Here is an 11,485-nt window from a genome sequence, read left to right on the forward strand (position 1 = left end):
GAGGGTGTTTCATTGAGTGTGTAAGGGTCCGGTCTCTAACTAGGGTTTGACCTGCGGTTTCACCCCTGAAAGGACGGGCCCTCTTGGCCGAAATCAGTATGACCACCAACCCCCTTGAAGGCGTCTTGAGCGCCGACCAGATCGACGCCCTCGTCACGGCAGCGGAGGACCTCGGAGAGGGCCGCAACGGTGTTGAAGAGCTCCTCTCCCGGATGACCCGCGCGGTCCTGGAACGGGCCTTGGAAACGGAGATGAGCGACCACCTCGGCTACGAGTCCGGGGACCCCGCAGGGCAGGGCACGGGCAATTCCCGCAACGGCAAGACCACCAAGAGCGTTCAGACCCTCCAGGGGCCGGTGCAGGTCACCGTGCCACGGGACCGGAACAGCTCCTTCGAACCGGTCATCGTGCCCAAGCGGGCCCGCCGGCTGGGCAAGGTCGAAGACATGATCCTGTCCCTTTACGCCCGCGGAATGAGCACCCGGGATATCGGCTCCCACCTCGATGAAATCTACGGGACCAAGGTCTCCGCGGCGACAATTTCGAGGGTGACCGACGTGATTGCCGATGAGCTCGCCCAGTGGCAGAACCGGCCGCTGGAGTCCGTGTATCCGATCGTCTACATCGACGCGATCTGGCTGAAAATCAGGGACGGCGGCGTGGTGGTGAACAAGGCCTGCCACGTGGCCGTGGGCGTGGACGTAGAGGGCCGCAAGCAGGTCCTGGGCCTGTGGCTGGGCACCAGCGAAGGGGCGAAGTTCTGGGCCAACGTGCTCACCGAGATCCGTAACCGCGGAGCCGCCGACATCCTGATCCTGTGCTGCGACGGGCTCACCGGGCTGCCGGCAGCGGTGAACAGCATCTACCCCCAAACCGTCGTGCAGACCTGCGTCGTGCACCTGCTGCGCTCGGCCATGAAATACGCCTCCTACGGTGCACGCAAAGCCATGGCCCGGGACATGCGCCCGATCTACACCGCACCGACCGTGCAGGCGGCCGAGCTGGCCATGGAGGCCTTCGCGGAGACCTGGCAGAGCACAGCTCCCGGGGCGGTGCTGGCCTGGCGGAACGCTTGGGAAGACTTCACCCCGTTCCTGGCTTTCACCCCCGAGATCCGCAAAGTCATCTACACCACGAACCAGATCGAATCGATCAACTACCAACTGCGGAAGATCACCAAAACCAGGGGCTCATTTCCCTCCGACGAGGCCGCGATCAAGCTGGTCTACCTCGGGATCAGAAACATCGAGACCACCCGCGGCGGCGAGCTCGGAACCGGCACCCAAGGCTGGCACCAGGCACTGAACGCTTTCGCCGTTCAATTCCCCAACCGGCTTCCGATCTGACCACCCGGCAGACCGGATAACCGACCGGTCCCTTACACAGAAAACTTGACACCCCCTGCCTTTCCGCCGCAGACCGGTGCGCCGTGGACGAGGAGATCGCCGCGGACACCGGCGCCCTGGTCGGCGCCGGGGACCGGGCCATCACCGCCGCCGTCCGCGCCGCCGCGTACCGGCGCGACCCCCACTCGGTGGCTAAACGCGCTTCCCGTGCCGTCACGGACCGCTGCGTCAGCCTGCGGCCGTCGCCTGACACCATGACCTACCTGACCGCACTCCTCCCGGTCAGCCAGGGCGTCGCCGCCTACGCGGCCCTGACCCGCCACGCGGACACGGTAAAGTCCGCTGGGGATGACCGGTCCCGGGGCGCGATCATGGCCGATGAACTCGTTGAACGCGTCACCGGCACCCCGGCCGGGATCAGCGGCATCGAAGTCCAGCTCGTCATGACCGACCGCACCCTCCTCCAGGGCGACAGCGAACCCGCCCGCCTCACCGGCTACGGCACCGTCCCCGCCCACTGGGCCCGAAAAGCAGTCCTCGGCGCGGCGGCAGGCTCGAAGTTAGCGGGCCTTGGAGCGGCTGGTCCAAGATTCACGGGTGCCGGATCTCTGGGTTCAGGATCAGCACGCCCGGCAACCAAGTCTGCCAGCGGCGCGGACGATGCCCAATATCAGGTCTGGCTCCGCCGGCTCTACACCACCCCCGGCGCCGGGGACCTCCTGGCCATGGACTCCAAAGCCCGGCTCTTCCCGCCCGGGATCCGCCGCTTCCTCCAGATCCGCGACGACACCTGCCGCACCCCCTACTGCGACGCCCCGATCCGCCACCACGACCACATCATCCCCTGGCACCAGGACGGACCCACCACCAGCACCAACGGCCAAGGCCTCTGCGAAACCTGCAACCACACCAAGGAAACACCCGGCTGGACCGCCACACCAACCACCAAACCTGGACAGCGTCACACAGTGGAACTCCAAACCCCCACCGGCCACACCTACCACTCCACAGCGCCGCCGCTGCCGGGCACCGCCCCGGCTAATACACCCCCTACTGACACAGCACTGGCCGACACCGCAACAGTTGGCACGCAAGTGAGCGCGAGGCCGGCATCCGGGCCGGCACTTGACGGGCTGCCGTGGCGCCATCGCCGAAAACACCGCCGACGGGCCAAAGCAGCCAAGCGCGCCCGCCACAGGCAATCCCTGACGGCGTGAGGACATTACACGCTAAGGATCACCGGAAATGCCTTCTTTAGCGTGCTCCGCGCACAAGGGAGAGAGAACTTCCCCTGCCCACCCTTCAGCCCGGAAGCGTAGAGTGGCATAAGACGCCTGATTCTGGACGCCTTGCTGCTGAGGGAGAAATCGTGACGATTGATTGGGACGAGAAAAAGGCCCTGCTACAGGAACCGAACATTGCCAAGGTCACGCAGCTGTGCGATGAACTGATGGCAAAGAAGCCAGGGTCTGTCGTCCCCTATATCGACCCTGTGCATGACGAGGATGAGTGCCGGATTGTCAGCCTGCAGGTCAGCCCCGGGAAGGGCACCGAGTCCGGCTTCGTCTCGCATTACAACGACGACGAGGCCGCCCGCCGCGCCACCCAGATCTATGAACTGGCGGAACTCGATCCCCGCTATGTGATGCCGTGGAACGCCTATCCCTGGGTCCGCGACCCGGACATGCCCTCCGCCCTGAATGTGCAGGAGAAAACGGACGGTCTGCGCCCGTTCCGGCAGTTCCTGAAGATCAACTCCCGGGTCTCGGCAATCATCGCCCACGGTACCGATGCATCGACCTTCCTCACCCTCTTCGAGAAGACCTACCACCAGTCCCTGAAAAACAGCGGCATCAAGATATACAAGGCCACCGCCTTGGGAGGACGGGCCTTCGCCGTTTCCGAAACGAAACAGGAAGAGCTCCTGGCCAAGAACGTGGATGTTTACAAGGACGCCATGCAACGGGCCGGGATCCAGCACCTCTAGCCTGGCAGGTCCAGAGAGTCCTCGCCGACGCTCGCCATGAATGATTCAGGACCTGACCCGACCAGGCCTCCCAGCGTGAAGAACACCACCGGCAACGCCGGCAGCCGGAGGGTGGCGGGACCGCCGCTGACGGCCTTCCGCTTCATCCTGGTCTTCGGCGTTGTCAGCGCTCTGATGGACATGGTCTACGAAGGTGCCAGGAGCGTCACCGGCCCCTTCCTGGGCGCGCTTGGCGCCTCGGCCCTCCTGATCAGTGTCATCACGGGCGCCGGTGAGGCAGTCGCCCTGGTTCTACGCCCGGTCTTCGGACGCTTGGCGGACCGGCCCCGGCTAAGGTGGGCATTGGCGCTCACGGGCTACGGACTCACCGCGCTCTCGGTGCCCCTTCTGGGGATCACCAGCGCTTTGTGGATTGCCTGCCTGCTCGTCCTGATGGAGCGCCTGGGCAAAGCCGTGCGGAGCCCGGCGAAGGACACCATGCTCGCGGAGGCCGGCACCCGGCTGGGCCGCGGCAAGACCTTTGCTTTCCACGAAGCCCTCGACCAGGCGGGAGCCTTCCTCGGCCCGCTCCTGATCGGTGTGGCCTTCTCGCTCTCCGGCAGCTACGGCCCGGGGTTCCTCCTGCTTGCTCTTCCCGGAGTGGCAGCAATGCTGCTCCTCGTCTGGCTCAGTAAACGCGTCCCTGACCCGTCCCTCTATGAACAACACCAGCCCCCCGACGGCTCCGTCAGCTACTCGGGATCAGCCACCCCGGGTCCGGCAGTGGCGACTCCCCAGGCGTCGTCCAGGATTCCCCGGCAATTCTGGATGTACGCAGCATTCAGCAGCCTGACTATGTTCGGCTATGCAACGTTCGGGCTGCTGTCATTCCACCTCGTAGCCACCGGGCTCCTGCCGCCTGCCCTGGTGCCTGTCCTCTATGCGGTAGCCATGGCGGTCGATGCCGTGGCAGCTCTGGCATCCGGCTGGCTCTACGACAAAATCGGCCTGAAGGTCCTCCTCGCCCTCCCACTTCTCGCAGCGGCCATCCCGTGGTTCGGGTTCAGCAACCACACCGCACTGGCGGTCGCGGGTGTGCTGATGTGGGGAGCCGCCATGGGCGTTCAGGAAAGCACCATGCGTGCAGCCGTCTCCGAACTGGCACCTACAGGACGGCGTGGCAGTGCCTACGGTATCTTCACCGCCTGCTACGGCATCGCATGGCTGGCCGGGAGCGTCCTCATCGGACTTCTGTACGAACGGTCAATATTCGCCCTCGCCGTTACCCTGACCGTCATCCAGGCCGCGGCCCTGGCCGTCTTCGTCATTGTCCGGCCCCACCATGCGTCCGGCTCCTGAGATCCCCAGGCCCCGCGCCACATATGGTCAGCCCGCAGCGCGGATCAGCCTTCCAGCAGTCTTCTCCGGTGCTTCAACTCCTTGACCCACGTCCTGGTGACGAGGGCCGGGAACGGCGAGCCGCCGTCGTCGTTATTCTTCTGCCCGGCCCCGTCCAGGCCGCGGAAAGCCGTCCCGGATTCCAGGTCCGCCAAAAGCGGTCCTGACGCCTTTAAGGCAATCTCCAGCACCTGGGCAGCCGCCCGCCCGGTAAGTCCGAGCTCCGTCGCCCAGCCCAGAAAGTGGCGGCGGGAAATCCCGGTCCGTTTGCCATTCATGGCCAGCGCCAGAGTCTTATCGCCGTAGACCACTGTGGAGGGGATGTCATAGACGGGCGCGATGGTCCACTCGCCGGAAGGCAGCTGGACCATTGAGACGTTCTTGGCATGCAGGTCACCGTTTCCCGTCAGCCACGCGTAGGCGCCCTGGATGGCAAGGTTCCTGAGGGCCGGAAGAGGCGCCGTGCAGTGGTCCGCGAGCGCACGGCAGACCTGCGAATAGCTGACGTTGTACTTGTCCGCCGGATAGAGCTTCAGCACCTGCGCACCGTCCTCGACGGCCAGTCGCCGCACCCCATCCGATCCGCCGCCGGGCACGGGAACGCGGTCGAAGCGCTCCACCAGCAGCCCCGGGCGGCCCGCAACATCATGCATCAGCCGGACGCGGCTCAGCGGAATCCTCAGCTTGGCCGCGTAACGAAACATCACCAGCTCGTTCTCCACCACATGCGGGAACTCGGGGGCGTTGAGTTTGAGGATGAACTGGCGACCGGCGCCGGCCACCGGCACCGAGATCATTCCGGCCGACAGCTTGTCCTGCACCCCGGCCAGGGCCACCGGGTCGATCAGATCGGGGTCGCCCAGCAGCTGGTCGAAATCCACGGCTTGTTTTGGATCAACCCGGACCGCATGGTCATCCGGATCCAGCGGCTCCCCGTGGCCCACGATTTGCACATCACCCACAGGATTGGCGCCGGCCGCGATAAGCAGGGAGAGATCGTCATCAGCGCTGGTCTTGATGGACCGCCGCAGCGCATTAAGGCGCCGGCCCTCGGGCAGCAGGCCGGTGAAGTAGGGCGGGGCGGCCCCTGCCGCGGACAGCACCGGTTCGCTGGTGAGCGGCAGGGAAGTCGCGACGGCGGGTCCCCCGGTTCGGAGGTAGGCGGGCAGGTAGCTGAACCGCGTGCCGCCGTCGTGCCGTTCGAGCCGGGCAGCGAGCACGCCGGCCTTGTAGATGTCCGCGATGCGGTGCCTCACTGCTCGGCGCTGCTCTCCGGACCGGCGACCGCACGTACGGCTTGGCTGGTGCGCGTGGCAATCTGCAGCTCCAGCCCAAGGGTTTCGAGGAGCGCAACGAGGGAATCCAGCTGGACGCTTGGCTTGCCCTGCTCCACAAAGCGCACGAAACGCTCGGAGACGCCTGCCATGTCGGCGAGGTCCTGCTGCGTCAGGCGGAGGAACGTGCGCCGGGCGCGCACCTCGGCGGCGAGCTGCTCGGAAAAGGAACGCGTAGGAAGCCTCCTCAGGTACGAACGTGCCGGTTAGTCGTCACCAGAAGCCTACTCCGGCCAGAGGGCACCCGTACACAGCATTTCCGGTACGAGCGTGCCGATCCTACCCCTGAGATAGACGAGCGCTAGAAGAGCGGTGCGGTGTTCTTCTCCACCAGGGCGGGATTGCCTACCGATTCCCGCTTCTTCCGGAGGAATCCGGCCCGCTGGTACCGCTGCGCCATGATGAACCCGGCGGGCGTGCCCTGCTCGTAGGACTCAACGAAGACGGCCTCCTGCCGCCCCTCCGACGTTGTCATGAAACCGTCCCAGGCAAGGGCGACGCGATCTGGCAGCGGTTCCTGCAAAACCGACTTCCGGGCGGCCGCAACGCCTGCCTCAAGCTGGCCATCCACAAGATAACGCTGCAGGCTGCGCTGTCCCCCATGCTCCCGGATGACAAACGGGACCAGGTCCGTGCCGGACGAGACCACCGAATCAATGGCGTGATCCAAGGCCATGAACGCAAGGTTGACGAGTTCCTCCGAGTATTCGTCCATAGCAGGAGGCTAACGGGCCGGGCAGAGGAAAAGAATAGCGACGGCGGCCCTACATTGACACGCGCTGTGACCCCTGCCATATTTAAAGCGTGAACCTGTCAGACAGCCGGACAGCAGGACAGCCTGCACCCCTTGCGCGGCTCAGCGCTGCCGAAGCGGTGTTCAACGCGATCCGGCAGGACATCGAGTCCGGCCTGGTTCCGGTGGGCAGCAAGCTCAGTTCCGAGGCCAGCCTCTCGCAGCAGTACGGGGTAAGCCGCTCGGTCATCCGCGAAGCCCTGCGCTCCTGCACCGCGCTGGGCCTGACGGTCACCAAGACCGGGAAGGGGACGTTCGTCGTCGCGGACAAGGTGGCCAACGACCTCATGCTCGGCCAGTACTCCGCCCGCGACCTGACCGAAGCCAGGCCGCACATCGAAGTCCCTGCCGCCGGGCTGGCCGCCGAACGGCGCACCGAGGAGGAGCTGGAAACCCTCCGCCACCTGGTGGCCGCCATGGCCACCGAGACAGATCCGGAATCCTGGGTTGCCCTGGACTCCACCTTCCATGCGGCCATCGCCGGCGCCAGCGGAAACAAGGTGTTCGCAAGCGTGGTGGCGGACATCCGCGGAGCCCTGGCGCATCAGTCCGAAACCTTGAACATGGTGGCAGACAGGCAGCACGCCTCCGACGTGGAACACCAGGAGATCCTCGCCGCCATAGGGGCCGGCTCCCCGGAAGCGGCGCGCAAGGCCATGGCCGACCACCTCCACGCCGTGGGCCAGGCCCTCGACTCCATCCTCAACAACTAGCCACAACCAAGTACCCCACCCAAGGAATCCATGCCCTCCCCTGTGCTTTCTGCTGCCCGCAACGCTGCTGCGCTGCTTCCGCAGCACGCTCCCCTGGTCACCGCCACCCGTGACGGACTGGTGGAAAGCATCCACTACGGATCGGCCATCGCCCTCGAAGCGGACGGCACTATGGCAGCGGCGGCAGGCGCACCCTCGGCGCCGTTCTACCCCCGGTCCTCCCTCAAGCCGCTCCAGGCCGTCGCCATGGTCCGCGCCGGCCTCGAGCTCCCGGCAGACCTCCTGGCCCTGGCCGCCGCGAGCCACTCGGGCGGCGCAATGCACCGCCAGGGAGCGCTGCGGATCCTCGAACAGCACGGGCTCAGTGTCAGCGACTTCGGCAACAGCAGGGATCTCCCCTACGGCGCAAGCGAGCGCGAAGAATGGCTGCGCACCGGGGGCCGTTCCACGCAGCTAACCCAGAACTGCTCCGGCAAGCACGCTGCCATGGCAGCCACGTGCGTCATCAACGGCTGGCCCGTCGAGGGTTACCTGGATCCGTCGCACCCGCTGCAGCAGCTGGTTGCGGAGACCGTTACCGAACTGGCCGGGGAGGAGCCGCTCGGCCTCAGCACCGACGGCTGCGGAACACCGCTGTTTGCCCTGACCTTGTCCGGCATGGCCCGCGCCTTCGGGGTGATTGCCCGCGCCGCCGCGGAGGACGACGCCGGCGTTGGTACACACGGTGCCGAAGCCGCCGTCGGCCTCGCCATGCAGCAGCACCCGGAGATGGTGGCCGGCGAAGGCCGCGACGTCACCGAACTGATGCGCCTCCTTCCGGGCGCGGTGGCGAAGGACGGCTTTGAAGGCGTCCAGCTGGTGGGCCTGGCGGATGGCCGGTCAGTGGGCGTGAAGATTTCCGACGGCGGCGACCGCGCCCGGATGCCGGCCACCGTCAAGCTGCTGGAGGCACTGGGCGTGGACACCGCTCCGCTGGCTGCCCTCGCAACCGCCCCGGTCCTCGGCGGAGGCCGCCAGGTGGGCCTGCTGCAGGCCACCGGCTTCCTCTCCGAACCTTTCCTGTCCACACCCGTCAACGAAGCCCCGTAAGGACACATGACCACCGTCGAGACAACCGCCCCAGCACCGAGCCGCTCAGAACACGACCTGCTCGGCGACCGCGACATCCCCGCCCACGCCTATTGGGGCGTCCACACGCTCCGGGCCGTGGAAAACTTCCCCATCACCGGCCAAAAGCTCTCGTCCAACATGCACTTGGTCCGCGGACTGGCAGCGGTCAAGCTGGCCGCCGCCCGCACCAACCGCGAACTTGGCCTGCTGGACGCCGAACGCGCGGACGCCATCGAGCAGGCCTGCCAGGACGTCCTGGACGGACAGCTGGCCGACCAGTTCGTGGTGGACGTCATCCAGGGAGGTGCCGGGACGTCGTCGAACATGAACGCCAACGAGGTCATCGCCAACCGCGCCCTCGAAATCCTGGGCCACCCCAAGGGCGACTACGCCCGCCTCCACCCCAATGACCATGTCAACCTCAGCCAGTCCACCAACGACGTGTACCCCACGGCGGTCAAGCTGGGCACCATCTTCGCTGCGCGGGAACTGCTGGATGCGCTGGCGGAACTGGAGGAGGCCTGCGCCTCGAAGGCCCTGGAATTCCGCACCGTGGTCAAGATGGGCCGCACCCAGCTGCAGGACGCGGTCCCCATGACCCTGGGCCAGGAATTCGGCAGCTACGCCATCACCATCGGCGAAGACCGGCTGCGCCTGGCCGAGGCCGAACTGCTGATCCACGAGATCAACCTTGGCGCCACCGCCATCGGCACCGGCCTGAATGCCCCCGCAGGCTATGCGGAAGCAGCGTGCCGCCACCTGGCGGAAGTGACCGGCCTGCCGCTGGTGACCGCACCGGACCTGATCGAAGCCACCCAGGACGTGGGCGCCTTTGTCCACCTTTCCGGTGTACTCAAGCGCGTGGCCGTGAAGCTGTCCAAGATCTGCAACGACCTCCGCCTGCTCTCCTCCGGCCCCCGCGCCGGATTCGGCGAAATCAACCTCCCGGCCGTCCAGTCCGGCTCCTCCATCATGCCCGGCAAGATCAACCCGGTGATCCCGGAAGTGGTCAGCCAGGTGGCCTACGAAGTCATCGGAAATGACGTCACCATCACCATGGCCGCCGAAGCCGGGCAGCTCCAGCTCAACGCCTTCGAACCCATCATCGTCCACAGCCTCCACAAGAGCATCTCCCACCTGGAAGCCGCGTGCCGCACCCTTACGGCCCGCTGCATCCGGGGCATCACCGCCAACACCGAACACCTCCGCCGCACGGTGGAACAGTCCATCGGCCTGGTCACGGCCCTCAATCCCCACCTGGGCTACGCCACCGCCACCGCCATCGCCAAGGAAGCCCTCGCAACAGGCAAGGGCGTAGCCGAACTGGTCCTGGAACACGGCCTCCTCACGGACGCGCAGCTCCAGGAGCTCCTCAGCCCCGAACGCCTCGCCAACCTCAGCAAGTAGCCATTAAGGACACCCCATGACGAATCCCCCCATCCCAGACCACATCATCGACGGCGGGCACGCCCATGCCTCCGAGACCGCCCTGCATGCCGAGGACAAGGGCTACCACAAGAACCTCAAGCCCCGGCAGATCCAGATGATCGCGATCGGCGGTGCGATCGGCACCGGCCTGTTCCTCGGCGCCGGCGGCCGGCTCAACGCCGCGGGCCCGTCCCTGGTCATCGCCTACGCCGTCTGCGGGTTCTTCGCGTTCCTGATCCTGCGCGCCCTGGGCGAACTGGTCCTCCACCGCCCCTCCTCCGGCTCGTTCGTCTCCTACGCCCGTGAATTCTTCGGCGAAAAAGCCGCCTTCGTCTCCGGCTGGTTCTACTGGATCAACTGGGCCACCACCACCATCGTGGACATCACCGCCGCAGCCCTCTACATGAACTTCTTCGGCAACTACATCCCCTGGATGGCAGCCGTCCCGCAATGGGCCTGGGCACTGACCGCCCTGATCGTGGTCCTGGCCCTGAACCTCGTCTCCGTGAAGGTCTTCGGCGAAATGGAATTCTGGTTCGCCCTGATCAAGGTCGCCGCCCTGGTCATCTTCCTCATCGCCGGCACCTACTTCGTCATCTTCGGCACCCCCGTGGACGGCCAGCAAGTCGGCCTGAGCCTCCTCTCGGACAACGGCGGCATCTTCCCCAACGGCCTGCTCCCCATGATCATCCTCATGCAGGGCGTCCTCTTCGCCTACGCCTCCATCGAACTCGTCGGCACCGCCGCCGGCGAAACCGAAAACCCCGAAAAGATCATGCCCAAAGCCATCAACTCCGTGGTCTTCCGCATCGCCGTGTTCTACGTCGGCTCCGTCATCCTCCTGGCCCTGCTGCTGCCCTACACCTCCTACGAAAAGGGCGTCAGCCCCTTCGTCACGTTCTTCGGCTCCATCGGCATCCAGGGCGTGGACGTCATCATGAACCTCGTCGTCCTCACCGCAGCCCTGTCCTCCCTCAACGCCGGCCTCTACTCCACCGGACGCATCCTGCGCTCCATGTCCGTCAACGGCTCCGCCCCGCGCTTCGCCTCCCGCATGAACAAAGCAGGCGTCCCCTACGGCGGCATCGCCATCACCGCCGCCGTCTCCCTCCTGGGCGTCCCCCTGAACTACCTCGTCCCCGCCCAAGCCTTCGAAATCGTCCTCAACGTCGCCTCCGTGGGCATCATCATGACCTGGGCAACCATCGTCCTGTGCCAGATCCAGCTCAAACGCTGGGCCGACAAAGGCTGGCTCGAACGCCCCACCTTCCGCATGATCGGCGCCCCCTACACCGGCTACCTCTCCCTCCTCTTCCTCGTGGGCGTGCTCATCATGGTCTTCATCGACTCCCCCCTCACCATGCTCGTCACCGCCATCGCCTCCGCCCTCATGGTCG

10 protein-coding genes and 1 pseudogene are annotated in these 11,485 nt (G+C 66.0%); 8 read left to right on the forward strand and 3 right to left on the reverse strand.

Going from position 1 to position 11,485, the window contains the following annotated elements:
• Nucleotides 1-98: 98 nt before the first annotated feature.
• The 4 genes and pseudogenes from ACQ3DC_RS20795 to ACQ3DC_RS20810 all read left to right on the forward strand — a co-directional run bounded on the left by ACQ3DC_RS20795 (nt 99) and on the right by ACQ3DC_RS20810 (nt 4,671).
• The gene (locus tag ACQ3DC_RS20795) at nt 99-1,346 is read left to right on the forward strand and encodes an IS256 family transposase (protein ID WP_430752900.1); all 1,248 of its coding nucleotides are present in this window, start codon (nt 99-101) and stop codon (nt 1,344-1,346) included.
• 47 nt (nt 1,347-1,393) lie between these two features.
• Nucleotides 1,394-2,563 (forward strand): annotated as a pseudogene (locus ACQ3DC_RS20800) (HNH endonuclease); the annotation flags it as partial.
• A 152-nt stretch (nt 2,564-2,715) separates the two neighbouring features.
• The gene (locus tag ACQ3DC_RS20805; protein WP_321214724.1) at nt 2,716-3,333 is read left to right on the forward strand and encodes a uracil-DNA glycosylase; all 618 of its coding nucleotides are present in this window, start codon (nt 2,716-2,718) and stop codon (nt 3,331-3,333) included.
• Nucleotides 3,334-3,408: 75 nt separating this feature from the next.
• Nucleotides 3,409-4,671 carry an MFS transporter gene (locus tag ACQ3DC_RS20810; RefSeq protein WP_430753103.1) on the forward strand — a complete coding sequence of 421 codons (1,263 nt, stop codon included), beginning with the start codon at nt 3,409-3,411 and terminating at the stop codon, nt 4,669-4,671.
• 44 nt (nt 4,672-4,715) lie between these two features.
• On the opposite strand, the gene ACQ3DC_RS20815 is transcribed toward ACQ3DC_RS20810, so the two are convergent.
• The 3 genes from ACQ3DC_RS20815 to ACQ3DC_RS20825 form a co-directional block, all read right to left on the reverse strand.
• Nucleotides 4,716-5,966 (reverse strand): type II toxin-antitoxin system HipA family toxin, encoded by a 1,251-nt coding sequence (locus ACQ3DC_RS20815; RefSeq protein WP_430753104.1) that lies wholly within the window; start codon nt 5,964-5,966, stop codon nt 4,716-4,718.
• The gene (locus tag ACQ3DC_RS20820) at nt 5,963-6,235 is read right to left on the reverse strand and encodes a helix-turn-helix transcriptional regulator (protein ID WP_430753108.1); all 273 of its coding nucleotides are present in this window, start codon (nt 6,233-6,235) and stop codon (nt 5,963-5,965) included. The genes ACQ3DC_RS20815 and ACQ3DC_RS20820 overlap by 4 nt, the downstream gene beginning before the upstream one ends.
• Before the next feature lie 110 nt (nt 6,236-6,345).
• Nucleotides 6,346-6,759, reverse strand: a complete 414-nt coding sequence (locus ACQ3DC_RS20825; RefSeq protein ID WP_323058242.1) for a hypothetical protein — start codon at nt 6,757-6,759, stop codon at nt 6,346-6,348.
• Nucleotides 6,760-6,848: 89 nt separating this feature from the next.
• On the opposite strand from ACQ3DC_RS20825, the gene ACQ3DC_RS20830 reads away from it, so the two are divergent.
• The 4 genes from ACQ3DC_RS20830 to ACQ3DC_RS20845 form a co-directional block, all read left to right on the forward strand.
• The gene (locus tag ACQ3DC_RS20830; RefSeq protein WP_430753105.1) at nt 6,849-7,550 is read left to right on the forward strand and encodes a FadR/GntR family transcriptional regulator; all 702 of its coding nucleotides are present in this window, start codon (nt 6,849-6,851) and stop codon (nt 7,548-7,550) included.
• A gap of 30 nt (nt 7,551-7,580) precedes the next feature.
• Nucleotides 7,581-8,639 (forward strand): asparaginase, encoded by a 1,059-nt coding sequence (locus ACQ3DC_RS20835; RefSeq protein WP_430753106.1) that lies wholly within the window; start codon nt 7,581-7,583, stop codon nt 8,637-8,639.
• Nucleotides 8,640-8,645: 6 nt separating this feature from the next.
• Complete coding sequence (locus tag ACQ3DC_RS20840; RefSeq protein WP_421094019.1) at nt 8,646-10,067, forward strand: aspartate ammonia-lyase; 1,422 nt, start codon at nt 8,646-8,648, stop codon at nt 10,065-10,067.
• A 16-nt stretch (nt 10,068-10,083) separates the two neighbouring features.
• On the forward strand, nt 10,084-11,485 hold a 1,402-nt coding region (locus ACQ3DC_RS20845), incomplete at its 3' end, for an amino acid permease (protein WP_430753107.1).

The sequence above is a fragment of the Paenarthrobacter sp. NEAU-H11 genome, assembly GCF_050573415.1.
Taxonomy (GTDB): Bacteria; Actinomycetota; Actinomycetes; order Actinomycetales; family Micrococcaceae; genus Arthrobacter.